Genomic DNA, 26026 nt, shown 5'->3' on the forward strand with positions numbered 1-26026 from the left:
TGCCTCCTTACCCTTTTTCAATTCTCACTTTGGCCGTACCATCGGCTTGATCTTCAACCCTGTAGGTGCAACCGAGATTGTTCAACTCTTCAATCAGGAAGACTGGCACACGGTCATTATGAATCAGCACGACTTCCCCAGGTTTGCAACGCTCCAGTGCGGCAAGTGTTCGCATCATGGGCTGTGGCGGTTCTAATCCGCGATTGTCCAATATAACTTTGGGTGCCTGTGGAGGTTCAATGGCTGCAATTGCAACAGCTTGCTCCTCCGGATGCCCTTTCCATGAAGCAGATTCTTCGTCTGAATCGGGTTCCGAATTAACTTCTAATCCAGATAAAACCATTGCAGAAGTTACCTTTGCACCGGTTTTATTTTTTTTGTGCACAAATGTGGTAACCCAGTGATCTGAACTCCTACGTTCAGATGTGCTGGAATATCCTTTCAGCTTGAGAATACCGAGCAGAGGCGTTGGTTTGAATGGAGCATGTAGGACAAACACATCGTTATGCTGAAGGCCCTTGACCGTATCCATGATCAGCTGAAACGGCTCCAGCTTTTTACTCAGATGAGGGCGCACATCCAATTCAACAATATGGACATCAGATGGAGACATGTGCGTTCACATCCAATCCTGCGCCAGCTACATCCGTCTGCTGTACCAACTGTAGAGATGATTCATACAGGGCGGCCATACCACCGTACAGCGCATAGAAGAATGAGTCCGGTGCATCGAGGGAGAAGGAAAGATAGGCTTTGGGGTCCATGCCGAGCACACGCTCAAAAAGTCTTGCACTGTCATAGGCGTAAAAACAGAAGTGAGTATATTCGAACACAGGCATTTTTTCGTAAATGGTAATAATCTCTTGCGCATACTCGGCCTGCTCACGCTGTGCTATCTGCACCATGGTTGTGGCATCTTCCAACCTCAGCGTGATGCGAAGTGTAGTATCGTCAATGATTTCAACGTGGGCCATAGCGGTTCAGCTCCAATCTATAATTTGCTGATTTTGACCTGGAAGGTTGTAGGGCCCTGCTCAATATACTCCCAGTTGAAGCCATCGGGATGTGTGGACTGGAACTGGAATCGAAGTGGCTTTGGATCGTGATCATTGATGAGCAGCATGGATTCCTGGGGTTGCAACTGATCAAACGTTTCGAAAATAACTTTATGTTTCAAATGCGGTGGATACTCCGTGGCATTAATGGTTGCTGCGTATGTGTTCATGTGTCATTCCTCCAAATTGGGATAGTGTGGTGTTGCAATTTGATTATAGAAAACGTGAGGAGGGGGCTGTGTGAGCCTGCTCACACATTTTCTTTTGCCATAATTTTGCCTTATTTAGACCAGAATCCTGTTTGGTAAAGGATTACAGAGCATATATAAATGTGCAACTGTGCGCTATGTTTCACTTCTTGTGATATTTTGCACAGTTCGCCGAGCGAGACATCCTTATATTTAGCGTCAAGATGACACTGGATGAGAGAAAACAGCTTTCTCCTTCGGCTGATGTGAAGACAGCACCCTAGAGAAGGGAGGTACGTGTATGGAATCAAAATTAATGGACCCGTTTGGAAGAATACATGATTACTTAAGAATTTCGGTTACGGATCGCTGTAATCTCCGCTGTGTGTATTGCATGCCGGAGGAAGGAATGCAGTTTGAACCGACAGAACGAATCCTGTCCTATGAAGAAATCACGTTCATCGTTAAGGCGCTTGCTCCACTGGGTATTCGGAAATTGCGTTTAACTGGAGGGGAGCCTCTTGTTCGTAAGGGGCTGGATCAACTGATTGCGATGTTGTCCGCTATTCCAGGAATTGAAGATATCGCATTGACAACCAATGGCATCTATTTGGCAGCTTATGCGGATCTGCTGAAGGCTGCGGGGCTAACACGGGTGAACATAAGCCTGGATTCTTTGAAGCCAGAACGATTCGCAAGCATTACCCGAGGCGGCAAGGCGCAGCGTGTGTTGGACGGCATTAAGGCCAGCCAAAAAGCCGGATTTCATCCGATCAAGCTGAACGTGGTGCTGATGAAAGGCGTGAACGACGATGAAGTGGAAGACTTTCTGCGGATGACCCGGGATGAACCCATTCATATTCGTTTTATCGAGTATATGCCTATAGGTGAAAGTGGAGAAGGTTGGAGATCAGGGTATATGCCCCTCGAACATGTGCTGGAAACATGCGGAGCACGATGGGAGTACGAAAGCTGTGGAGAGATTTATGGGAATGGACCGGCAGATAGTTATCGCATAGTGGGAGCTGCTGGAACCTTTGGTCTGATTCACCCGGTGAGCAGCCATTTCTGCGGGAATTGCAATCGGCTGAGACTGACGGCAGACGGTAATATCAAACCTTGTCTCTACTGGTCGGATGAATTCAATGTTCGTCCACTCGTAGGTGATGACAAGGCGGTGCAGGATTTATTTTACAAGGCGCTCGGAGCCAAACCCGAAACACATGACATGTTAAAAGCCTTAAACGGGCAACAGATCGACGGCACGCCAACGTTGCGACATATGTCGCAAATCGGAGGTTAGCAACAGCAGTTCAGGATTCAACTTGCATCAACAGGTCATATATGTGGGAGGACAACAATGAGTAACAAAAGCATGCCCTGGATGGGCAAACTCAAGTATTTTGCCAAACGTGAAAAAAGTGCGGAAGGCTGGAGTGAGATGTCCCCGGTCAACCGGGATTGGGAAGATGTCTACCGCCGCCGCTGGCAGCATGACAAAGTGGTGCGTTCCACACACGGCGTCAATTGTACAGGATCATGCAGCTGGCAGATCTATGTGAAAGACGGCATTGTCACTTGGGAAACGCAGGCTACCGACTATCCTTCAACCGGACCGGATATGCCGGAATTTGAGCCACGAGGTTGTCCACGTGGAGCGAGTTTCTCATGGTATCTGTACAGCCCGCTGCGTGTCAAACATCCTTACGTTCGTGGTGCGCTGCTGGACATGTGGCGTGATGCGCTTCAGACACATGGTGACCCGGTTCAAGCATGGTCCAGTATTGCGGATGATCCGGCCAAAGTGAAAAGATACAAATCTGTACGTGGTAAAGGTGGATTAATTCGCGCGTCATGGGGTGAAGTGACGCAGATTATTGCCGCTTCGCTGATTCATACGATCAAAGAATACGGACCGGACCGGATTATTGGTTTCTCTCCGATTCCTGCCATGTCGATGGTCAGTTATGCAGCAGGGTCACGGTTCTTGTCCCTGATGGGATCACCATTGCTCAGTTTCTACGACTGGTATGCGGATCTGCCGCCGGCTTCACCTCAGATCTGGGGCGATCAAACGGATGTGCCGGAGAGCAGTGACTGGTACAACTCGGGATACATTCTGGTATGGGGCTCTAATCTGCCAATGACGCGGACACCGGATGCCCACTTCCTGGCTGAAGCACGTTATCGGGGAACGAAAGTGGTATCGATCAGCCCGGATTATGCGGAATATGTGAAATTTACAGATACATGGATGTCGGTAAAACAAGGAACGGACGGCGCTCTGGCGATGGCTATGGGCCATGTCATCCTGAAAGAGTTTTATATTGAAAAGCCCACGGACTATTTCATGCAGTATGCCAAACAGTATACGGACTTTCCAAATCTGCTGATTGTGGAAGAAAAGGACGGGATACACACAGCAGGCAGATTTCTCGTTGGGGAAGACCTGGGTATTACGGGCAACAATATGGCATGGAAAACCCTTGTATTCGATGAGAACAGTGGAACCTATGCGATGCCAAAAGGAAGTTTGGGCTTCCGTTGGGGGGAAGAAGGCACATGGAATCTCAAAATGGAACAGGTGGAGAACGGTGAGCCGATTGATCCAAGACTATCCATGCTCGGTGTTCATCATGACCTCGTAACCATTCAACTGCCGTACTTTGATGATGAGGGAAAACATGTCATGAAGCGGCAGATTCCTGTACGCCAGATTTGGTTGGGGGACAGATGGATTACGGTAACAGCCGTATACGATCTGGTACTTGCCAAATACGGAATTGAACGTGAAATGACACGTTCTGCGGATTCAGCAGAAGTAGTCACTGGTGCGGAGCAGTTAAGTGTACGTGTTCACCGTGGAGACGACATCTTACATGCACCACAGGTAAAACCATTCACTCCAGAGTGGCAAGAGAAAATCACTGGTGTGGACCAAGAGACTGTCGTACAGATTGCACGTGAGTTTGCACAAAATGCGATCGATACCAAAGGGCGTTCCATGATCATCATGGGAGCCGGTATTAATCACTGGTACAACTCCGACGTCATCTATCGCGCCATCATTAACTTAATACTGATGACAGGCTGTCAGGGTGTGAACGGTGGAGGTTGGGCGCACTATGTCGGTCAAGAAAAACTGCGTCCGGCTGAAGGCTGGCAGACGATTGCCTTTGCTCGTGACTGGACCGGACCTGCACGTCTGCAGAACGGAACATCCTTCTTTTACTTTGCAACAGATCAATGGAGATACGAGGAGACCCAAGTAGGAGAGTTGACTTCGGCGCTTGAGGGCGAACCGCGGTTCCAGCATGTGGCTGATTATAATGTGATGGCTGCGCGTATGGGCTGGCTTCCATCTTATCCACAATTCAATCGTAACTCGATTGATCTGCATCAGGATGCACTGCAGGCTGGAGCAACGACGAAGGAAGAGATCGGTGCTTATGTAGCCTTAGAATTGCAGAACAAAAATCTGAAGTTCTCAATCGAGCAACCGGATGATCCAGCGAACTTTCCGCGTGTACTATTTGTCTGGAGAGCGAATCTGATCTCAAGTTCCGGCAAAGGACATGAGTATTTCCTCAAGCATCTGCTCGGTGCAACGAACGGATTGCTGAATGATGACGATCATGGACTGCGCCCAGAGCATGTGGAATGGGTGGATGAAGCACCGGAAGGCAAACTCGACCTGATGATCAATATGGATTTCCGGATGGCAGGTACGGCGATGTATTCCGATATTGTTCTGCCAGCAGCGACCTGGTATGAAAAAAGCGATCTGAGCAGTACGGATATGCATCCGTTCGTTCATCCATTTAATCCGGCGGTAGCCAAGCAATGGGAATCCCGTTCGGACTGGGATACCTTCAAGGAAATTGCACGTGTATTCTCCGAGATGGCTGCGCAGCAATTTGATGGTCCACAGAAGGAGATCATAGCTACACCGCTGTTGCATGATTCACCAGATGAGCTTGCTCAACCGTACGGAGAGATCAAAGACTGGAGTGCGGGAGAATGTGAAGCAGTCCCGGGTAAAACGATGCCGCATATTCAGGTCGTGGAACGTGACTATGCTGCCGTATATAACAAAATGATCAGCCTTGGATCTGTGGTGAAGGATAAACCAATCGGTACCAAAGGCATATCCTGGTCGGCCAGTGAAGAGTATGAAAAACTCAAGGGCATCCTGGGCGTGCATCGTAAAGATGGCGTTGGACAAGGATGTCCGGATCTGAGCACAGACCGTAATGTTGCGGAGGCCATTTTGACCTTGTCCAGTACAACGAACGGCAAGATGGCTGTGCGTGCGTGGGAAGCGCTTGAACAGAAAACGGCATTGCATCTGAAAGATTTGGCTGAGGAACGGTCTGAGGAATGTTTTACGTTTGACGAGATCACTTCCAAACCGAAAACGGTCATTACCTCGCCTGCATTCAGCGGATCAGAAAAAGGCGGACGCCGATATTCGCCATTCACCACCAATGTGGAGCGCCTGATTCCATGGCGTACATTGACGGGCAGACAGCAGTTCTATATTGATCATGCAATGCTCCGCGAGTTTGGAGAGACATTAGCGACATTTAAACCTGTGCTGAAGCATACACCGTTCCATCCAAACAGCAAACGTCCGATCGAAGGTGGCAAGGAAATTGTACTGAATTACCTGACACCGCATAATAAGTGGTCGATCCACAGTATGTACTATGATGCGCTGCCGATGCTGACGTTGTTCCGAGGTGGCCCGACAATCTGGATGAATTACGAAGATGCAGAAGAAGCCGGACTGGTCGATAACGACTGGATCGAATGTTTCAACCGTAACGGGGTAGTCGTTGCCAGAGCCGTAGTGACGCACCGAATTCCTCGCGGCATGGCATTCATGTATCACGCTCAGGACCGTCATATTAATGTTCCGGGCACCAAAATATCACAGACACGTGGGGGTACGCATAACAGTCCGACACGTATTCATGTGAAGCCCACCCATATGATCGGTGGTTATGCCCAGTTAAGTTATGGCTTCAACTACTATGGCCCGACAGGCAATCAGCGTGACCTCAATGTCATCATAAGAAAACTGCAGGAGGTGGATTGGCTTGAAGATTAAAGCACAAGTCAGTATGGTCATGAATCTGGACAAATGCATAGGGTGCCATACATGTAGTGTTACGTGCAAAAACACCTGGACCAATCGTCCAGGTGCAGAATATATGTACTGGAACAATGTAGAGACCAAGCCAGGGGTCGGTTATCCGAAACAATGGGAGGACCAGGAGCGTTATCGCGGTGGCTGGGAGATGAAGAATGGCAAACTGGAATTGAAGTCCGGCACACGGGCAAGACGCTTGCTTAACATTTTCCATAACCCGGATCAGCCTACCATTGATGATTATTACGAGCCATGGACCTACGAGTATGAGAAACTGACGAACAGCCCGGAGAAAAAACATCAGCCTGTAGCAAGACCGAAATCCCAGATTACCGGTGAATATATGAATCTGGAGTGGGGACCTAACTGGGAGGATGATCTGGCAGGTGCCCATGTAACCGGGATGGAAGACCCCAATATGAAGGGTGTCGAGGATTCGATCAAAATGGATTTTGAACAGGTATTCATGATGTATCTGCCACGGATCTGTGAACACTGCCTTAACCCGGCCTGTGTGTCCTCCTGTCCTTCCGGAGCGATGTACAAACGGGAAGAAGACGGGATTGTACTGGTTGACCAAAATGCATGCCGCGCATGGAGATTCTGTGTATCGAGCTGCCCTTACAAGAAGGTCTATTTCAATTGGCAGACAAACAAAGCCGAGAAATGTACGCTATGTTTCCCGCGGATTGAAGCGGGTCTGCCAACGATCTGTTCCGAGACCTGTGTGGGACGTATCCGTTATATCGGCCTGATGCTGTATGATGCAGACCGTGTTGAAGCCGCTGCTTCAGTTGAAAATGACCAGGATCTCTATGAATCCCAGATGGATATTTTCCTTGATCCGAATGACCCTGGGGTGGTTCGCGAAGCTCGCGAGGCAGGCATTCCAGAGGATTGGATTGTTGCAGCGCAGCAGTCCCCTATTTATAAAATGGTTATCGACTGGAAAATTGCGCTCCCGCTTCATCCGGAATACCGCACCATGCCAATGGTATGGTACATTCCACCGCTTAGCCCGATTACCAATCGGGTAGAGGGACAGGGAAGTTCACTGGAGGCTAATGATATTTTCCCTGCGATTGATAACATGCGTATTCCGGTGGAGTATCTTGCCAATCTGCTTACAGCAGGAGATACGGATCGAATTCGTGAGGTCCTGCGGAAGATGGCAGTTATGCGCATTCACATGCGTAATCAGCAGACGGGTAAGACCAGTGAATCGGCATTGCTGGAAAGAGTGGGTATGGATGCACAGGAAGTGGAGGACATGTATCGACTGCTCGCCATTGCGAAATACAACGACCGTTTTGTCATCCCGCCAGCTCACCGTGAGGAAGTGGAAGATCTCTTCAGCGAACAGGGCAGCTGCGGACTTGATTTTGCAGGTGGTCCAGGTTCTTGTGGGGTATTTTGATGGGAAAGGAGACAATGACAACAATGACGATCGAACCCAATGAGGGAACAGGTCAGGCTCTGGTTTACGATACGAATACGAGAAGAATGGTCTGTAAACTGATCTCCTATCTGTTGCAATATCCCGATACAGCGTGGAGAGAAGGACTGCAAGGAGTGAAGGAAGCTATACAGTCCATTTCCGATGAGATGGTGAACCAGATTTTGCTGACATTTGTAGATGAAGCACAGGCTGTAGGCTCGATTGAGTGGCAGGATGCCTATGTTCGTACATTCGATTTTGATAAAAAGTGTAACCTCTATCTCACGTATGCTCTTCATGGAGATGAACGGGATCGGGGCCCGGCTCTGATTGAATTGAAACGCAGATACGAAGCTGCGGGATTTTATATGGAAGTGAGTGAGTTGCCGGACTATCTGCCTATGGTGCTTGAATTTGTAGCTGAGGCTCCCGAGGAAGATGCCTTAGGGGTGCTCTCCAGTTGCCATAAGGCGTTGGTCACAATGAGCGAAAGCATTACGGGACAGAACAGCCCATATGGACCATTGCTCAGTCTGATGTTACAGGTCATTCCTGAGCCTCCTGCTCCTGATGTGCCAGAACAAGAAGAAACAGTTAACCAACAACCAGCAGATCTTATGCAGATCGCTGCCCAGATGAGGAGGGGGAATCGGTGAGTACACTGGAACTGTTGTTATGGGGCGCTCTTCCCTATATGGTCATTGTTTTCTGTATTACGGCGACGATCTGGCGTTATGTGACGAATCCTTTCAGTTGGACGTCCAAGTCCAGTGAGATGCTGGAGAAACGCATGCTAAAATGGGGCAGTTTACTCTTTCATATTGGGATATTCGCTGTAATCTGTGGACATATTGCCGGTTTGCTTGTTCCAGTGGAGTTCTATCGCTGGATTGGCCTGAGTGATGAAGGATATCACTTGATGGCTATTGCAGGAGGACTGCCTGCGGGGATCATTGCATTTGCGGGTGCTGTCATTTTGCTGGTTCGCCGTTATGTTGCTCGCAGAGTGCGGGCGACAAGCAGCATCGGGGATTGGATGGCACTTGCCATGTTGATCATTGTCATTGTCACCGGAATACTGGCGACCTCGGCTAATGCGGTGAATCACACAGGTTTTGACTATCGAACAACGATTAATCCGTGGTTGCGCGGTCTGATCGTATTCCAGCCTGATCCCGTTCTGATGCAGACAGTACCGATGAACTTCAAAGTACACATTCTGCTTACCTTTGTACTGTACTGCGTGTTTCCATTTACACGTCTGGTTCACATGCTGAGTATGCCACTGGGTTATCTGAAACGCAGTTATGTGCTGTATCGCAGAAGAGATGGTGCTGTGTATCCGAATCAGGAACAAAAAAAGGAAAGGGCGATGTAGATGCAACATAAAGGAAAGGTTCAACTGCCCTTGCAAACGGCAAGTCTGGTTCTGGGTTTCATGGTATGGGTTATCCTGTCATCCCTGATGCCATTTATTAAAGAGGATATTGCGCTTACGTCTTCCCAGCTTGCGTGGGTGACAGCGATTCCCGTATTGATCGGATCGATTGCCCGTATTCCGATTGGTTATTGGACGAATCGATATGGAGCACGCAATATTTTCATGATCAGCTTTGTCCTGTTGCTGGCCCCGGTATGGTGGATTAGCCGTGCGACGTCGTTCAGTGATCTGGTGATTGGTGGATTGTTCCTCGGTATTGGGGGAGCTGTCTTCTCCGTCGGTGTAACTTCACTGCCCAAATATTATCCGAAAGAACGACATGGATTTGTTAACGGGATCTACGGAATTGGTAACCTGGGTACAGCACTGTCTGCATTCGGAGCCCCGCTGATCGCTGAACGAATGGGATGGTCTACGACAGTTCTGCTCTACAGTATTTTACTATTAGGGATGGCGGTGCTGAATTTCGTTCTGGGTGACAAACAGGAAGTGCGGGTTAACGCTCCATTGATGCAGCAACTGAAGGCCATATCACGCAACAATAAACTATGGTTGCTCTGCTTGTTTTATTTTCTGACATTTGGCTCGTTCGTGGCGTTTACGGTGTACTTGCCGAATTTCCTGGTTAGTCACTTTCAGATGGATAAAGTCGATGCAGGTATTCGTACAGCGGGATTCATTCTCGTTGCAACCATTATGCGGCCCGTGGGAGGTTGGCTTGGAGATCGATTTAATCCGTTCAAAATATTAATGTTTGTGTTCGGTGGATTAACGATCGCAGCGATTGTATTATCCTTCGCGCCATCTTTCTATATCTATACGATTGGATGTCTGACTGTGGCATTATGCGCAGGGACAGGTAACGGCACCATTTTCAAATTAGTGCCAATGTATTTCGTCAAACAACCAGGTGTAGCGAATGGAATGATCTCCGCTATGGGGGGACTGGGTGGATTCTTCCCTCCGTTGATGTTGACTTTGTTGTACAGCATGACCGGTCATTATGCCATTGGTTTCATGGCTTTGTCTCAGATCGCGTTGGTCAGTCTTGTACTTGTGATCTGGATGTTCTACCAGGAGAAGCTTCAGTTATCTGCGAGCATTCTGGAGAGTACCATTGAAGCGATTCTGATCACAGATACGAACAGTGTGATTACATCCGTGAACCCGGCCTTTACTGCGGTCACTGGTTATAGTGCTGAAGAGGCGGTTGGACAGAAGCCAAGTCTGCTGAAATCCGGTAAGCAGGATAAACGTTTCTATGACCAATTATGGCTGGAATTACGTGAAAAAGGATATTGGCAAGGCGAGATCTGGAATCGGAAGAAAAACGGAGAGATCTATCAGGAATGGTTAAGTATTACGGCAATCCGTAATGAGGCAGGTGAAGTCAAATATTATGCGGGCATGTTCAGTGACATGGGCAGGCCAGAGCTCACAATCGCCTGATACATGTATCGGTAATTGTGCATACAGCAAGAGACCTTAACATCGATTGCAGGCGTTAAGGTCTCTTTTTGCACACAGAGATTGGTGTAAGGACTTGGGGTAACCCCAGTGGAGCTGGGTGATCATGCATCCTTTTGTTGTTTCAATGCTTGTAAATCAAGAATGATAATTCGGCTGCGATCCACTTCGATCAAATGCTCTTTTGTAAGCTGATTTAGAAGCCGATTCGCTGTTTCCCTTGTTGTACCAATGGAGTTGGCAAACTCCTGGTGTGTCATGGGCAGGTTGATGATAATTTGGTCTCCATGCGTCTGTCCGTGTTGCTCTGCGAGCATGAGAAGGAAGGAGAGCACACGGTTGCGCACATCCTGACCAGAGAGTACCTGCAATTTATCCTGTAATTCTCGTATTTTGTCTCCGAGTACACGCATGATTTTGATCGCAATCGATGGAGTGCTCAGCATTAAACGTTCGAACAGTCTGACGGGTATGGCCAACAGTTCGGTAGGCGTAATCGCTTCAGCGGTAGCCGGATAGGGGTGTGCGTTAAAAAAGCCGGTATGCGGGAACATATCTCCTGTTTTGAGAAAAGAGACAATCTGTTCATGTCCGTTCTCATCCGTTTTATATGCTTTTACGATGCCGGTACGAATGAAAAAAACAGCTTCTTTTTCGCTACCTTCGCTAAAAATGACCGTTTTCTTATGAATGCTTCTGGAAATGGCGATATCTTCGACCTGCTTTAATTCTTCTGGACTAAGGTCCTGAAAGATGGGGAACTGTTGTAGAAACTCCGCTGCTGAATCTTTGTTTACCCTGCTCATGAGAATCTTTCCTCTCTGTGTTCATATTTCTGAACTTCGACATCATTCAATCCTAGGAGGTTAACTGTGAAGTGAAAACTAATACGCATTCAATCGTTATCCCTCATGAACATGGCGGCTGGGCCATGGTTAGTGTGCCTTTTCTGGTAGGTGTGATTGCAAGTGGTCCGCACTGGCTGCATGCGCCCTTATTTGTAGCTTGGCTTGGATTATATCTAACAGCGTATCCCTTACTACAGTCTTTGAAAAAGAATGCCAATCGACATCGTCTCTACAAATGGGCGGCAATCTACGGTACAGTGGCTCTAATCTGTCTGATCCCACCCGTTCTGGGTCAGATCTCACTATTATTCTTTGGCCCGGTACTGGCTGCCTTGTTGCTGGTGAACATCTGGCATGTGAGACACAAAGTAGAACGCTCGCTTACCAATGACCTGTGTGCCATGCTCGTATTCTCTCTGGGGGGAGCAGCTGCTTATCTCATAGGAGGCGGGCACTGGGACTATGGAATGGCGATCGTCGTTTTGTTTTCTTTCTTACATTTTACAGGAAGTACGTTCTTTGTGAAATCGGTCTTTCGAGAGCGAACGAATAAGCGTTGGCTGATGCTAACTCGCACGGTACATATTCTTCTAATCATCATACCGATGGTGATCGGATATCCATGGATGTCTTTGGCGTATGTCTATTCCGCTGTACGCACCTTCATATATGCAGGCAGAACACTGCGCCCTATGAAGGTCGGTATCATTGAAATTATTGGAGCCGTGCAGTTCCTGATCTGGTCTGTTCTGTTGTAAACCGCATCATTTCATCATAGCGTGATTTTTGAACACAGCAGGTGATATAGGTCACAACGTCATAGGATTGTTTTTGATTCGTCGGCAAGGGTTAATGGAATGATAGAAGATTATTGAACAAGAGAGGGGTCGACCCAGATGTGGACTGCATTCATGTGGGGCGGCATCTCTGCCTCAGCGGTTGTCATTGGTGCACTCGCAGCGCTGTTTCTAAAGATTCCCAAACGAGTCATCGGATGGATCATGGCTTTTGGGACAGGTACATTAATCGGGGCAGCTACCTTTGAACTACTCGGAGATGCGCTGAATGATGGGGGGATTATCCCTACAGCCATTGGTTTTACGGCAGGTGCCGTCGTGTATACCTTGTTTGACCTGCTCATCTCGGCAAAGGGTGGGGCAGGTCGTAAACGCTCGGGAAGGTCAGGAGACTCGAATCAAAGCGGCTTGGGGATCTTTGCAGGCACAGTAATGGACGCTATCCCGGAATCCATCATGCTTGGAGCCAGCTTGCTGGCCGGCAACGGTGTCAGTGTGGTGCTGGTGGTATCCATCTTTGTCAGCAACATCCCTGAAGGTCTGTCCAGTACGGTTGGATTGCAGGGCAGCAAGTACAGCAGAGCAAAAATCATGTTGATGTGGCTGAGTGTATTGCTGATCTCCGCGCTTGCAGCTCTGGGTGGATATCTGTTTCTCGAGCAGCTTCCTGAGGAGATGGGTGCAGCGATTGGTGCATTTGCAGGTGGTGGAATCATTGCCATGATCTGCTCGACGATGATGCCGGAAGCCTTTGAAGAAGGTGGGCCAATTGTGGGTTTGATTGCATCCATGGGATTGCTCGTATCGCTGTTGTTGGATCTGTAGATGACAGAATAAGCTTTCGATGCAGCTTTCTTTCAGAAAGCTTTAAGGCGCACACTTCGCTTCTTCAGCTTATTTTTGTCCTCTCCGTTTTTGTGTAAATATTAGTTGAATTGATATAAAAAGAGTATCCGAACAGCGTGATTTCTGGTCGGATACTCTTTTTGATTATTTAACCAAAAGGATGATATTAATGGTTGCTGGAACAGCTGCCTCCGCACCCGCAAGCTTCCTTACCTAGTTCATTGGATTCGGGCAGGCGGTTCAACTCCACGGATTTCGTGAAATAGTGACTGATCTGCTGATGTAGCTGACTGAACTCCCGTTGTGCATAGATAAACCGACGAATGAGGGGATGATCATAGAGTGCGCCTTCTTCCTCTTCATACACCTGGATTTCAGATGCAAGCAATTCGATATTCTGCCGTTCTTTCTCCTCCAGTGCCTGATGTTTCTCCATAAATTTCTCATATTGAGTCGTAGCTTGCTCATCTGCAGCAAACTGATCAATCATGTTCCGCATCTCTTTGTAGCCTTCATCCTGTAGCAGCAGTGAACAGAGCTCCTGCATTTTGTGCATAATGATCTGTTTGTCCAATTTAACAACCGTATTCATCGCATAAACCTCCTGAAGATCTTTTCTTAACTGTATACTGTAACGCTAGGCTGCACTGTGACGATACTCACATCCAATGTGAAATATAATACTTGTCCCAAAGCTATATAAGCTGAACTAATCATTCACACGTTAGCAGTGATGGGAAGGTTATTCTGTCATCGTGGTGTTAGTGTAAATAATCTTTAGTTCAGTACGGAACCATTTCCCTAAGCTGCTCCAGTTGAAGAATAAGGATGCAGTTTCCTGTAACCTGAAGCAGTTCCTGGGTCTGCATTAAGGCGAGTTTACGACTAAGTGTTTCGGGTGTAATCCCGAGTAACAGAGCCATATCTTTTTTGAAAACAGGCAAGCGGATCTCATGTTTTGCATGATTTCGGGTATGAAAATACAAAAGCAACTTGGCAATCTTCTGTTCCGTTGTCATCGCACTGAGCGAGCTGTTCCATTCATCTGTTTCACGGAGCAGCTTGGAAAAGGCAAGCAGGAAATGATAAGCAAGCTTCGGATCATGTTCAAGTAATTGGTCAAAGTCAGGCTTGCTGATAGAGCAGATGGCTGAAGGCTCCAGAACTTCGGCGTTCGCGGCATGTGGTTTTTGGTGTAACAGGGAATCTTGTCCGAAGAAATCTCCGGGAAACAGAAACCGGATAATATGTTCCTTGCCATTTTCATTGTATTTGGATAACTTTACACATCCCTGGTGAACCACATAAAGCGTATCGGAGCGTTCTTCCTCCTGGACGACAACTTCGCCTTTGTTATATTTGCGGGTATGCAGAAGGGAGGTCAGCAATGCTGCTTCGGATGGATCAAGATGCTGGAACAGAGATACTTTGGAGAAACAGGCATCCTTCGCTTCGTGCGCACAGATCATCGTTTAATCACCTCGAATGGTTCAGGATAGTCATAGTCATTGTCATGTTTCAGTGAGACATTGCGGGTCCGCCATGATCAATACCGTCCTTGGTTACACGGAGAACAGCGGAAGCTCCTTTGGCTACATGATTGAACTGATGGGTTACAATCGGATAGTCGCCTTCTTCGGTTACGGTGAACTCTACGACGGCTCCACCACTTGCGGGAAGCATAACCGTCTGTATTCCATACTGGATGTTACGTGGGTTACCATCGGTATACACACGGTCCATTATTGTCCCGACAATGTGGAAGGATGAGACTTCATTGGGTCCGGCATTACTGACATAGATCCGCACTGTATCTCCTACTTTGGCTAGCAGGGGGCGCTTGGTCAATCCATAATCATTGCCGTTAAATACGACATATTCCGGTTCCCCGTTCAAAAAGGCCTCGTAATCATGTTCTTTATACCATTCACTTTGAACAAGGGTATACTCACGATCAACCAAGTGATCGGAAGGGTATCCTGCCTTGGGTTCCACAATAATCATGCCGTACATCCCGTTTGCGATATGGGCAAGAACCGGTTTGGTTCCACAGTGATACATGAATACACCGGATGAGGAGGTTGGATAGGTGAACGTGCCTTCCTCGCCTGGCATAACATCAATAAATTTGCTGCTGGGAGCAGCATGTACAGCGTGAAAATCCATGGAGTGAGGCAGGCTGGAATCTTTATTTTTTAACGTGAACACCAAGGTATCTCCCTCGGTCACTCTTAGGATGGGTCCGGGAACGGTACCATTAAATGTCCAAGCGTTGTAGATTACGCCTTCGGAGATTTCGATATCTGTAACCTGGGCCGTCATTTCAATATATACCGTAGTACCTTCTCTGCGAATGATCGGGTCCACCGGGGTTTGGCTAATCGCAGAGGAGGAGGAGACTTCATCGTGGTGAACAGGTTTAACTGTATCGGTTGAACTACAGTGAGAGAGCGTTGCTGTGAATATAGCGAGTACGAGTGACCATTTATATACATTCAGTAAGGAGAACATAGTTGCACAACCTTTACTCAAGTGATGTTTTTCACAATCTAAAAAACAGGTTTTCTTTCATTTCAGTAGTTATTTAGTTATAGATTACGTTATTGAGGTGGGGACGGGTGTGATGAGGCACACACTTGGGTAACTCTTATTGAGCCATTTTCAATAATCTGGCTTCCATTCTTGTACTGAGGAACGGAGTTTCATATAATTTTAGTGAGATGGATTGGTAAATGTTGAGTATTCTGACGCGGTGTGTGTCATAGTTTCAGGAGAAGGGTGGATACAGGATGAAACGTTTCGAAGATGAAGGTGCGTATAAGTACAGTTTTTATTCGGTTCTTCGACGGGGAGAGCGGATTGATGTGAAATGTCCCAAATGCGGTGGGCACGCTTCGATTGAACTACAGAACGATCAACTGGGATGGAAGTGTTTCGAATGTTACGCTCAAGCTTTTGAAGAACCAGTGTATCAATATAAAGCCAAGGGGAATTGTGCTGTATGTGAACGTTGGTTTAACGTGGGAGTCACAGACGAGAAGAAGACGTCTCACCGATCAACGCATGTGGAATGTCCGCATTGTGGTTCTGTGAATCAGGTTGAATTACACGCCAAGCCGACATACCAAAGGTGTTTTTCCGAGATTTGTGCAGGGAAAGATCCTGTATTTGGGCTGGAATTATACTTCCTGGATAATTTCAGAGGAAAAATAATATGGGCTGTGAATCGGGAACATCTGAATTATCTCATCGCTTATGTCTCCGCAGATCTGCGTGTAAAATACGGAAATATGCCTATACGAACGGCTTCACATAGTATTCCGGCTTATATCAAGGATGCGAAGAACAGGGATGTGGTTGTTCGTACACTGTCGAAGCTTCAGCACAAGACTGGATGAGAATGGAATTGAAGATGAAGCGTTAAAGCTGCAAGGAGAGAAGATATGAAACTACGCGTTAAATTGACTATTTTTGCAATCATTCTGGGTGTGTTGATGATTCCGGCTTATTTTATTTTACAGACATTCGGTGTATTTCAAAAAGAGACAGTATTATCTGACTATGCTCTGGCCGTTGATGTTAATGGGAAGTCCTATGGGACCTGGCCGCTGATTAACAGTTTTGCAGCGATGGACAAAGAGGAAGATAACCGTCAGTTTTATTACCGGATCGACATGAGTCATCTCCAATACCTGTTTAATCTGGCCTATCAGGAGTATGATGTGAAGCCCGGCGGGGACAATCCGTATCTGGCTGGTACTTTAAACTATCAACGAACAGATCACAACTATGTGCAGACCGAGAGACAGTATGAGAACGCCAACGATTTTACAACGGTTTTGAATCTGTATGATCAGGATGGGCAGGTGATCTACACCTACAATAATACCGGCAAGGGAGATAAACAGCTGGTGGAATCCATTATTCATCAGGGAATGAGCCGTTCTACGAATGGTGGCGGCGGTGAAGTTGTTCGCGATCCTTATATCAATATTACGGCGTTATTTCGCGACAAGTTAAATATCGATGTGAAACTGACGGTGGATGAGGATCACAAAGTGGTTACCATTCGAATGAACAAATCGGAGGCGAGACGATGAATGAGTATGGTGTACAACACGGACCTGTTTATCTGGAAGGATTAATTAGGAAAGAAGAGGACATAAAGTCCGATGAAGTGGAATGGAAAGGCAAACTTCAAACGAGTGATGGTCATGATAAATTCCATATTTTTTATTATGGTGACTTGACCGAAGATGATCTGATTACCTGGCATGATTCGACACCGCTTCTTGTATATGCGGAGCATACGGTCACGGGTGAGCGTCATCTGCTCATTGATGCCGCCAAGCATGGATATGATGCCATGTTATGTGAGAGCTATTCGGAAGAAGCACTACATGACAGACCCCTTCGTCCTTACCTGGATGTTGAAGGAGAGGACATCTTTGAAGTTGAGTTGACGGCCTACTACAATGTGCCTTGGGATGAAGAGTTTGGCGAAGATGTAGATGAAAATGGTGCATATGAACTGATTACGGGAGAGCGCATGCAGTTTGATCAGGTCAAGCGTGATGGATATGATGCATTTGCCATTCGCATTCTGAATCGTAAAGGGGTATGGACTGAAATTGTACAGGAAGAACTGGCTTAGATTCTGAAAACGAATGAACGAAACTGAGATGGGAGATGTCGACTAATGTATATTGTATCTCGTGTACTTAAGCCGGTTCCAACAGAGGAACTGGATCACTTTGAACAACAGCACGCCATCTCGCTACCTTTGTCATACCGGACCTGGATTGAACAATACGGAGAGGGTACATACACGGGATGGATGAATGTGCAGAGACCGGACCCGGAAGTGTTGAAGCCTTTTGTGGAATATGATTTTTGGATACATACGGATGATTCGCCTATAAGTCAGCATCAACTTGAACAGTGCATCTCCATCGGCAGTTCTGTAGATGGAGATTTCCTTGCTGTTCATCCGGAAGTTGAGGGGCTGTTGTGGCTACCGCGTCATGATGAGAATATCACCTTATGGACATGCTCGGAGACTGAATTTGGCGAAACGCTGGACCGGATATTTTGTGGGTATTACCATCAGGATAAACCAATAACGCCACTATACTTTGAACCGTGGAATGAGTTGCGGAAACATACGTTTTACCATTTTTCAGGGGCGGAACAGGGAAGCTCCATGAAGGAACTCGCCGATACATGCAAAACAGAATTTAAGTGGGACGCTGTGTTGGAGAATGAGTACATGTGCAAGATGTTCATGGTGTCGATGGGAGGATATTTACGCTTTAACTATGCTGCTGGGAGAGAAGTTGCCCTGTTCTATGAAGAAAAGAATGGTGCGGAGGAGGCGACGGATAACGAAATCAGTTTGTTCTTGCAGGCACATCATTGTACGGCATATGAATAGGGACAGAGTGGAGGGATACCTATGAGTTGGTTAAAGGAAGACATTGCGGAACAATGGCGCAATGAAGGCAAGCGTTATGCAAGGGAGGTCAATGCATTTGTCCGGAGAAGTATGCAGGGAGAGCAACCGGATGAATTCGAGTTGGAGGGAGACTCCAGAAGCGGAATGAGTACTGAAGTATTCCATATGGTGAGACAGGCCAATCTCCACGGTGACTTGGAGGTGCTCCGACGTGAGCTGCCCGCAGCGACGTGGCCACTGAACGAGGCGTTTCAGGCTTCCATGCAAGCGGTCAAAGTTGTAGGTTATCTGAACGAGGAAACGATTGTATGTCATACGGGTATCTTCACGGAGAATAGTCAGATATATACGATGGATCAGCACGGATGGCAGTTGATCTCTCCATATACTTTTGCAGGTTGCTCATCAGACGGATTGGACTATGCGCTTGCAGGACCGGATGGAATTCGTTTCATTCGTCAGCCAGATCGCAGGTTGGAAGGACAGGAGATAGCGACATATCGATGGGAAGATATTCAAGCCCGGATACAGTCGTCATTATCTCCGATTGAATCACTTGCGGATTGTGAGCATCCTGAACGGACACTTGAAGGACTTATACCTATGGATGAAGGCAGAGCACTACTCATACATTCAAGATACGGTATATATCTGGTAACGCAAGATCAAGTGACCTTGCTTCATCCCGATCTGGCAGAGATCGAAGAGTATGAGCTAGAGGATACACAGATAGATATGGGGCATGCAGCGGTATCTCGGGATGATCGATGGATTGCCTATGGCAGCCAAGGGAGCAATCATATGGTGATGGACCGCCAGCTGAACAAAACATACTCTCTCTATCCAGAATCGAGCTACCCTCATTATGCGGCATTCACCAGTAATAACCAGACCGTCTGGTTTAACGCATGTCATTTCTACAACGGGGTCACGATACAGGTCCCGCTGGAATCAATCGCAGGTAACGAAACGAAGGAAGATTGGCCGGTCATGGATGAGAATGCACGAGTGTATGCAGCGGTGGAAATAGAGGCAGGCATGGTGCTTGGGGATGCATATGGTTATCTATATTGTGTAAATGGCGAGGGTGAGGAAGTATGGCGTCATTTTGTGGGAAGTACCATCTATTCTCTCGCCGTATCGCCAGGGCAGTCCAAGCTGGCAGTTGGCACATATGGTGGCATGCTGCATGTGCTTGATCTTTGTTCCAAAGAAATGGACGAGTACAGGATCGGTACAGGCACTCTTCGTGAGTTGGAGCGGTATGTGTTGTGGCGTGGAGAAGAACCTCTGCGCTGGTGAGGCAGCATTTTGACCTAGTTAGGGGTGAAGGAATGGAACGTGAAGAGGCAGTAATGTTATTAAAATGTCATGCTTTTTCCTATGATGATCTGAGTCATCCCAAGATGGAGAACGGTTTTCTTCGCAGTCTGCGGCCCTTTCGTGGACAATTAATTGAGGAGAATTTTCATGAGTTGATGGAGATACTGCGTGTTCTGGCGTCCGAACTTGCACGGCCTTCACTGGATCGGGAAGTCATGGCATGTCTATGGGGAATTACTCATATGGCACGTGCTTGGGCTGTTGAACCTGAGGGTATGCTTCGCAGCAACAACTTCATTTCGGACGAACAGGTGGCGTTGATGGAACAATGGCTTAATTTGTTATCTTATGCAGTCATGATTCTGATTGAAGGCGGCGGAGAGGAAGAAGCGTTTTGGGGATATCATCAATATCTACAAGAAAAGAAGAACTGAGATAGGGGAGGTGTGGTGAGATTGGAGCCGAATGTATCATTAAACGTGCTAATGGACGAGCTGAATCACTTGTTAGATGAGAGAATACAGGATCCCGAGATTCGGCAATTGTTTGAAGAATATCAACATCGGGAAGGTGCATCCGAGGAAAGCCTGGATCTATTTGAAAAGGAGTATGGCGTCCGGCTGCCTGGCGATTTTCGTACCTTTTATCAAAGAAAAGACGGCAGTGGCTATGGGTTGCATGTGCTGTACCCGGGTGGTGCCGAGGGAGGGCGTCGTACACCCTTTTATCTGATGTCATTGGAAGAGATTCGAGAGACCAAACAATACTTCTGTGAAGTGGATGAGAAGCTCGAAGAGTATTATTCTGCGGAGGAGATCAACCAGTTGGACCCGGAGATCAAGCCATTCCTGTTCCATAAACCATGGATTCCTTTTGCAACAATTGCGGGAGGTTCACTGTATCTGATGCTCGATTTTGATCCAACGGAGGAAGGGACGTATGGGCAGATTATTATGTACGTTCACGATCCGGACTTTGTTTATTACCTTACAGCTACCTTCACGGATCTCCTCAGCATGTCGAACCGTAATTTGAAGATGATGGATGAGATCACCTATTAAAATTCTGCACGATTAGACAATTCCTTCAATAATAAAGAAGCTGCCGAAGCAGCTCCTTTATCTGAACAAGTACTTTGTATGAGTCTAATGATTACCACTGGAAGAAACGATGTCCATGAAATCCTCCACCTGGAGGTCCTCCGTGTCCACCGGGACCACCCGGACCGCCAGGTCCACCGCCGTGAGGTCCGCCGGGATAGCCGCCTCCTGGGAAATGACCAGGGTGTCCACCGGGGTAACCGCCTCCTGGATAGCCACCATGCCACCAAGGACCACCGATCGGATATGGTAGTGGAACAGGAACGATGGGTGGGTATGGATACGGATAAGGGTAAGGATACGGTGAGGGTGGCGGAGGTGGTGGATAATAAGGGTAAGGATAACCCGCAGGTTGCGGGGATGACACTGAACCAGGGCCGTATGCCATGTAACAAGCCTCCAATGACTGGATTGATGATATCAGCCTATGCCACAGTGGTTTCAGATGATACAGCAGATTGAAGATTAATGAATAATGAATTATAGAGTAATGAGGGGGAACCTATGGTAGCCGTAGCTTTTCACACTGATCCAAGAGGGACTGCCTATGAACTGTTGATTGACGAATTGATCGAGAAGGCAGATCGTTTTATGCTGGTAGACAGACAAAGGTACGAAGAGAACGAGATACCGGAAGTAGTTCGTGTGTTAGAGAGATTGAAGCCCTATCTTGTGGAACGAGCTACGATGGAAGAGATGATGCTAAAAAGCGGAGCCTATTATTCGGAAGGTACCTATTATACATATCGCTGTACGCCGGAATCGGGTCACGTGCTCAAAGAAGAAGCCAATCGTTTTCATGATTGGTGTTATCCGTCATTGCCGGACGATCTTTGCTTTATGACAGAAGACGGAAATGATTATTTTTTCTCTGTGGCCCATGAGCATATGTATGGCATGAGGATTACATACAAAGAAGCGAGTGAACTTATGGAGCGGATTCCGGGGTTGTTCTTTGATTTGGACCGTCATAAGGTAATTGATCATCTCCTGGACGATGCGATCAGACATCAGACCGATAAGCTGGATATCAGCTTACATGGTTTAAGTGAGCTTCCCGAACGAATTCGGGAGTTGAAGCACTTGAAGGAGTTGACGATTTTTGAGCAGAATCTGTACTCACTCCCTGCAAGTCTGTTTGAACTTACTTCATTGGAAAGATTGGTCATTACAACGCTGGATCTGGAGTGTATTCCGGCAGAAATCGGGAAATTGAAGCAACTTCAAGAGTTAAGAATTTATTGTGGCAGCCCTTTTGAATCTGCACCTGGTTGGAGGCCCAAACCACAAACTGAGTTGGGATTAAATTGTATTCCGCCTGAGATTGGTGAATTAAGTGAGCTGAAGTATCTGGAGATCGTATATTCTGGTATACGTGAACTCCCCCCGGAGTTGGAAAGACTGAAGAATTTGCGTGCTTTACTGGTGACGAATGCACTAATTGAGGGAACTCCGGATGTTGTCACAAGAATGCACTGGCTGGAGTATGTAGACTTAATGAATATTCCATTTGGAACCCATTGGGAAGAAGTCTGGGAAATGAAAAAGAACATGTAACAAATAGAGCCCTGCTCGGGATGTCCGAGTCAGGGATATTTGTTATGCGATGAAAACTTGGCGGAAATGGGCTCACGAATCTGGGCGCTGGGCATAAGCTGGCATATAGGTTATGACCTAAACCGAGAGCGAAGGGCAGGCGTTTTATTTTGGCAACCTCATACATGGATTACACTTTACCAACCACCGAATTTACTTACGATTTGAGCAATAACCCGTTATTCAAGAAGGATGAGAACAACTATATTAACTCTCTTTCCATCAAGCAGTTAAACACACTGGGCAATGCTTCTTTACTGGATATTTTCCTCAACACGGGCAATGTGGTTGAACCACATACGCATCAGAATGCAACGGAGTTGGTATACTGCATCAGCGGTGCGGCAGTTGTTTCCCTCATTAATCCATTTACCAACGAGCTTCTTCATTTCCCGATTACTCCGGGGCAGGTGGCTAACGTTCCTCAAGGCTGGTGGCACTATGAAGTGGCTACTGCAGATGATACACACTTACTGGCAGTTTTTGATGCTCCTGTTCCTGAGGCGATATTTGGCTCAGACACCTTACGTCTTACACCTGCAAAACTTTTGGCTTATACGTACTGTCTGGATGAGAAAAAAGTTCAAGAAGCGCTGGCTCCCATTCAAAAAACAGTGATTATTGGCCCGCCGGCAGATTGCCAGCCTTCAACTGCTCCCGCCTCTAACAGTGCTCCAAATGTGAATCATCAGCCTTACGTAATGCCTAATGTACAACCCAATGTACAGCCAAACATGCAACCAAACACACAACCAAACACACAACCCAATATGCAGCCTAATACACAGCCAAACATGCAACCTTACGTGAACCGTCTTCCGTACTGGGGCACTTGGGTTGATCCACGTATTATTCATGAGCCGGGCTGTCCGTATTATAGAGAGCTTCCTGTGAATACGAATAATCAAGAGGAAAGATGACGTTTATTAAGCAAGGTTTATCTAATACACATAGGTACTTCAGTTGAATTCGGTATAGCAAAAGAAGCGTCCGCAAAGGAACGCTTCTTTTTTTGATTAAAGGTGTCTTCAAACCTGCTTGATGCATACCTGGACGTGTCCGGAGCATGAAGTGCTAACGAATCGTAGGCGTCTTAATCATTGATTTGAAACATGCCCAGGAATCTAAAGAATCTGAGACACGTTATATCAGAATAAACAGCCGTATGAAGTGTTTTTATCGGGGATTATGGGAAATAACATGTCTGGAGTTCCTTACAATTTTAAATGAGGACCTAGAGGCCAAATAAGATGTCCTGAGTTCCTAAGAAAATTTTCAACCCTTCCCCAGAGACCGCAGGATGGTACTACAAGGCTTTTTAGGCGCGACATCCATCATCGATAGCTTGCCTGAGATTGAAGAACACCTATATAAGTTCAACTAAATATTCATTAGTTGAACTTATATACTATCTATTTACGATGTGTAATTTCGTCCCAAGCCAAGCTCCGTTAATAATTGACGATAAGCAATCGAAGTACGGTCAGCGGGAATATGGGCCTCGGCATGCAGATCAAGGGGCAGATCCTCCGGTTTCTGTGACTCAACCATCTCGCGGTCTTCTTCAAATACCTGCAAGTTGAACTTGATTGTGTCTTCAATCGGAGCGTCTTTGTCAAAGTTGCGTGTGATTGGACAGAATAGACGTGTATAACGGGCAGAGATCGGCGAAGCACAATTCAGAATATTCAGCTTGTCGTCTCCTGGGAAATGTACCGTAAGAGAAGCCGCAAAAGGTGGGAACACTCGAAACTCGCGCAGCCATTGGAAACCTTCAGGTGCAACAAGATCTTGCCCTTTGCCATAGTTACTCACCGTACTCCAATACTCTGCCAGTAACTCATTACCTTCGCGTTTCACTTTGTATTGGGGGACTTCTGTGTTGTTTCGGTCACCAAACGTTACGGTATGCACATAGGCAAAATGGGATACATCCAGGAAACCTTCCATTTGTCGTCCAGAGGAACCAGCAATGTCAAAGTTGGGTGGCAAAATATTGATATAATCCGGATCATCCCATCCAGGGAAGGAGGGGATCTGTTCTTCTGTTCCTGCCAGTGTGGTCCATATTAAGCCATAACGTTCGACTGCCGGGTACACAATGAGTTTGAGCTTTGGTGAGATTTTGGAGCTTGGGTGTGCAGGTACTGCGGTACATTTACCTTCACAATTATAACGGAAACCGTGATAAGGGCAGACAATCTCGCCATTTTCTACCCAGCCTTTGCTAAGTGGAGCCCCGCGGTGAAAACAAAGATCCTTGGCTACCACAACCTGATCATTACTGCGGTAGAGAACAAGCTTCACATCGAGTAATTGAGCAGCCAGGGGTTTGTCTGTTACTTCGGTTACTTGTGCTACCGGGTACCAATATTGGGATAATACATGCCAGTCCTCAGCGGTGAACGTGCAACCTCTAGGCAATTCGGACGTCATTGTATGGTTTGCGTTGGAAGTTATCATAGGAAACACTCCTTGCTGATTTGGATAAACGATTCGCTTTTTTTGTGTCAGAAAAGTTAACTTGATTAGCCGTATGTTACTACTCTTTTGGTCAAAATATCAAGATAGGTAACTTGTTTTTGGTTGAAATCACAAACAGTTCAGTAAAAACCGTACATGGATACGGAAAAATGCGGATTTTTCTTACGTTAGATGTTAATTGTAAAAAGAGAACAACCTTTCAGTATGTTTTTCCATTATTGATTATTAACTCCATGGAGGTTGTCCTGCCATCAGAATTCAGTGTGAATATCCGTTAGTTGAGCAACCATTCTTGTGGGCATAAAAAGATTTTCGCAAAGAATGTCACAGATCCCGGCCGTCATTTGTCTACAGTATGTAAACCAAATGACGGAGGCGAATGAGAAATGAATTTAAGAACGAATTACAGAGTAGCGAGTCCAGGCGCATTTAAAGCGATGATGGCAATGGAGCAATATATATCCGGGCAATTTGAAAATAAAGTATTGTATGAGTTGTTAAAAATCCGAGTGTCCCAGATTAATGGTTGCGCCTTTTGTCTCGATATGCATGCCAAAGATCTGATGAAACTGGGAGATTATGCGGATCATATTTTATTGCTGAGTGTGTGGCGTGAAGTGCCTTTCTTCACGGATCAAGAACGTGTTATGCTGGAGCTGGCTGAAGCGGTGACCCGAATCTCGGAACACGGTGTACCACTTGCGTTGTACGATAAGGTTCGTGAACATTTCAGTGAATCCGAACTGGTGGATCTGATCCTGGCCATTAACACGATTAATAACTGGAACCGGATTGCGATCACAACTGGGATGTATCCGGGTTGCTTTAACTAA

Annotated in this window: 27 protein-coding genes; 18 read left to right on the forward strand and 9 right to left on the reverse strand. The window is 46.8% G+C overall.

Annotation, left to right across the window (positions count from 1 at the left end; genetic code table 11):
• Positions 1 to 7: 7 nt before the first annotated feature.
• The 3 genes from QF041_RS01485 to QF041_RS01495 are packed head-to-tail and all read right to left on the reverse strand — an operon-like array spanning position 8 to position 1225.
• Positions 8 to 613: a DUF2249 domain-containing protein gene (locus QF041_RS01485; protein WP_307411015.1), complete on the reverse strand. Its 606-nt coding sequence runs from the start codon at positions 611 to 613 to the stop codon at positions 8 to 10.
• A complete protein-coding gene (locus QF041_RS01490) occupies positions 600 to 974 on the reverse strand; it encodes a hypothetical protein (protein WP_237174775.1) in 375 nt (124 codons plus the stop codon). The genes QF041_RS01485 and QF041_RS01490 overlap by 14 nt, the downstream gene beginning before the upstream one ends.
• 17 nt (positions 975 to 991) lie before the next feature.
• On the reverse strand, positions 992 to 1225 hold the full coding sequence (locus QF041_RS01495; protein WP_036613358.1) for a DUF2249 domain-containing protein: 234 nt from the start codon (positions 1223 to 1225) through the stop codon (positions 992 to 994).
• 319 nt (positions 1226 to 1544) lie between these two features.
• Between QF041_RS01495 and moaA the strand changes: the two genes are divergently transcribed.
• The 6 genes from moaA to QF041_RS01525 are packed head-to-tail and all read left to right on the forward strand — an operon-like array spanning position 1545 to position 10726.
• Positions 1545 to 2546 (forward strand): GTP 3',8-cyclase MoaA, encoded by a 1002-nt coding sequence (moaA, locus tag QF041_RS01500; RefSeq protein ID WP_307411020.1) that lies wholly within the window; start codon positions 1545 to 1547, stop codon positions 2544 to 2546.
• 57 nt (positions 2547 to 2603) lie between these two features.
• Positions 2604 to 6356 carry a nitrate reductase subunit alpha gene (locus QF041_RS01505; protein ID WP_307411023.1) on the forward strand — a complete coding sequence of 1251 codons (3753 nt, stop codon included), beginning with the start codon at positions 2604 to 2606 and terminating at the stop codon, positions 6354 to 6356.
• Positions 6346 to 7815 (forward strand): nitrate reductase subunit beta, encoded by a 1470-nt coding sequence (gene narH, locus QF041_RS01510; protein WP_307411025.1) that lies wholly within the window; start codon positions 6346 to 6348, stop codon positions 7813 to 7815. Before QF041_RS01505 ends, narH begins: the two co-directional genes overlap by 11 nt.
• Before the next feature lie 14 nt (positions 7816 to 7829).
• Positions 7830 to 8492, forward strand: a complete 663-nt coding sequence (narJ, locus tag QF041_RS01515) for a nitrate reductase molybdenum cofactor assembly chaperone (RefSeq protein WP_307411028.1) — start codon at positions 7830 to 7832, stop codon at positions 8490 to 8492.
• Positions 8489 to 9214 (forward strand): respiratory nitrate reductase subunit gamma, encoded by a 726-nt coding sequence (gene narI / locus QF041_RS01520; RefSeq protein ID WP_221820441.1) that lies wholly within the window; start codon positions 8489 to 8491, stop codon positions 9212 to 9214. Before narJ ends, narI begins: the two co-directional genes overlap by 4 nt.
• A complete protein-coding gene (locus tag QF041_RS01525) occupies positions 9215 to 10726 on the forward strand; it encodes a nitrate/nitrite transporter (protein WP_307411033.1) in 1512 nt (503 codons plus the stop codon).
• A 122-nt stretch (positions 10727 to 10848) separates the two neighbouring features.
• Here the strand turns inward: QF041_RS01525 and QF041_RS01530 are convergent, their stop codons facing one another.
• Positions 10849 to 11550, reverse strand: coding sequence for a Crp/Fnr family transcriptional regulator (locus QF041_RS01530; protein WP_307411036.1), 702 nt, complete (start codon positions 11548 to 11550; stop codon positions 10849 to 10851).
• 71 nt (positions 11551 to 11621) lie between these two features.
• Between QF041_RS01530 and QF041_RS01535 the strand changes: the two genes are divergently transcribed.
• Positions 11622 to 12350 carry a YwiC-like family protein gene (locus tag QF041_RS01535; protein ID WP_307411039.1) on the forward strand — a complete coding sequence of 243 codons (729 nt, stop codon included), beginning with the start codon at positions 11622 to 11624 and terminating at the stop codon, positions 12348 to 12350.
• Positions 12351 to 12488: 138 nt separating this feature from the next.
• The gene (locus QF041_RS01540) at positions 12489 to 13214 is read left to right on the forward strand and encodes a ZIP family metal transporter (protein WP_307411042.1); all 726 of its coding nucleotides are present in this window, start codon (positions 12489 to 12491) and stop codon (positions 13212 to 13214) included.
• 187 nt (positions 13215 to 13401) lie between these two features.
• Here the strand turns inward: QF041_RS01540 and QF041_RS01545 are convergent, their stop codons facing one another.
• From QF041_RS01545 to QF041_RS01555, 3 genes are all read right to left on the reverse strand, one after another.
• Positions 13402 to 13827, reverse strand: a complete 426-nt coding sequence (locus QF041_RS01545) for a YlbF/YmcA family competence regulator (protein ID WP_307411045.1) — start codon at positions 13825 to 13827, stop codon at positions 13402 to 13404.
• 190 nt (positions 13828 to 14017) lie between these two features.
• Positions 14018 to 14704, reverse strand: a complete 687-nt coding sequence (locus QF041_RS01550; protein ID WP_307411048.1) for a Crp/Fnr family transcriptional regulator — start codon at positions 14702 to 14704, stop codon at positions 14018 to 14020.
• A 49-nt stretch (positions 14705 to 14753) separates the two neighbouring features.
• The gene (locus QF041_RS01555; RefSeq protein ID WP_307411051.1) at positions 14754 to 15746 is read right to left on the reverse strand and encodes a multicopper oxidase domain-containing protein; all 993 of its coding nucleotides are present in this window, start codon (positions 15744 to 15746) and stop codon (positions 14754 to 14756) included.
• A 278-nt stretch (positions 15747 to 16024) separates the two neighbouring features.
• Between QF041_RS01555 and QF041_RS01560 the strand changes: the two genes are divergently transcribed.
• The 7 genes from QF041_RS01560 to QF041_RS01590 are packed head-to-tail and all read left to right on the forward strand — an operon-like array spanning position 16025 to position 21074.
• Complete coding sequence (locus QF041_RS01560) at positions 16025 to 16633, forward strand: hypothetical protein (protein WP_307411054.1); 609 nt, start codon at positions 16025 to 16027, stop codon at positions 16631 to 16633.
• A 45-nt stretch (positions 16634 to 16678) separates the two neighbouring features.
• Positions 16679 to 17335: a hypothetical protein gene (locus tag QF041_RS01565; protein ID WP_307411057.1), complete on the forward strand. Its 657-nt coding sequence runs from the start codon at positions 16679 to 16681 to the stop codon at positions 17333 to 17335.
• Complete coding sequence (locus QF041_RS01570; protein ID WP_307411060.1) at positions 17332 to 17889, forward strand: hypothetical protein; 558 nt, start codon at positions 17332 to 17334, stop codon at positions 17887 to 17889. Before QF041_RS01565 ends, QF041_RS01570 begins: the two co-directional genes overlap by 4 nt.
• A gap of 45 nt (positions 17890 to 17934) precedes the next feature.
• A complete protein-coding gene (locus tag QF041_RS01575) occupies positions 17935 to 18669 on the forward strand; it encodes a hypothetical protein (protein ID WP_307411062.1) in 735 nt (244 codons plus the stop codon).
• A gap of 21 nt (positions 18670 to 18690) precedes the next feature.
• Positions 18691 to 19992, forward strand: a complete 1302-nt coding sequence (locus QF041_RS01580; RefSeq protein WP_307411065.1) for a hypothetical protein — start codon at positions 18691 to 18693, stop codon at positions 19990 to 19992.
• Between the two features lie 32 nt (positions 19993 to 20024).
• On the forward strand, positions 20025 to 20447 hold the full coding sequence (locus QF041_RS01585; RefSeq protein WP_307411068.1) for a hypothetical protein: 423 nt from the start codon (positions 20025 to 20027) through the stop codon (positions 20445 to 20447).
• 21 nt (positions 20448 to 20468) lie between these two features.
• The gene (locus tag QF041_RS01590) at positions 20469 to 21074 is read left to right on the forward strand and encodes an SMI1/KNR4 family protein (protein WP_307411071.1); all 606 of its coding nucleotides are present in this window, start codon (positions 20469 to 20471) and stop codon (positions 21072 to 21074) included.
• Positions 21075 to 21165: 91 nt separating this feature from the next.
• Here QF041_RS01590 and QF041_RS01595 read toward each other — a convergent pair whose 3' ends face one another.
• Positions 21166 to 21501 carry a hypothetical protein gene (locus tag QF041_RS01595; RefSeq protein ID WP_307411075.1) on the reverse strand — a complete coding sequence of 112 codons (336 nt, stop codon included), beginning with the start codon at positions 21499 to 21501 and terminating at the stop codon, positions 21166 to 21168.
• A gap of 116 nt (positions 21502 to 21617) precedes the next feature.
• On the opposite strand from QF041_RS01595, the gene QF041_RS01600 reads away from it, so the two are divergent.
• On the forward strand, positions 21618 to 22670 hold the full coding sequence (locus tag QF041_RS01600) for a leucine-rich repeat domain-containing protein (protein WP_307411077.1): 1053 nt from the start codon (positions 21618 to 21620) through the stop codon (positions 22668 to 22670).
• Between the two features lie 149 nt (positions 22671 to 22819).
• Complete coding sequence (locus QF041_RS01605) at positions 22820 to 23629, forward strand: cupin domain-containing protein (protein WP_307411080.1); 810 nt, start codon at positions 22820 to 22822, stop codon at positions 23627 to 23629.
• 496 nt (positions 23630 to 24125) lie between these two features.
• Here QF041_RS01605 and QF041_RS01610 read toward each other — a convergent pair whose 3' ends face one another.
• Positions 24126 to 25172, reverse strand: a complete 1047-nt coding sequence (locus QF041_RS01610; protein ID WP_307411083.1) for an aromatic ring-hydroxylating oxygenase subunit alpha — start codon at positions 25170 to 25172, stop codon at positions 24126 to 24128.
• Positions 25173 to 25579: 407 nt separating this feature from the next.
• Here QF041_RS01610 and QF041_RS01615 point away from each other — a divergent pair, with 407 nt between their 5' ends.
• Entirely contained in the window at positions 25580 to 26026 is a 447-nt protein-coding gene (locus tag QF041_RS01615) for a carboxymuconolactone decarboxylase family protein (RefSeq protein WP_036672879.1), read from the forward strand.

Source organism: Paenibacillus sp. W2I17 (assembly GCF_030815985.1).
In the GTDB taxonomy this organism is placed as follows: domain Bacteria; phylum Bacillota; class Bacilli; order Paenibacillales; family Paenibacillaceae; genus Paenibacillus.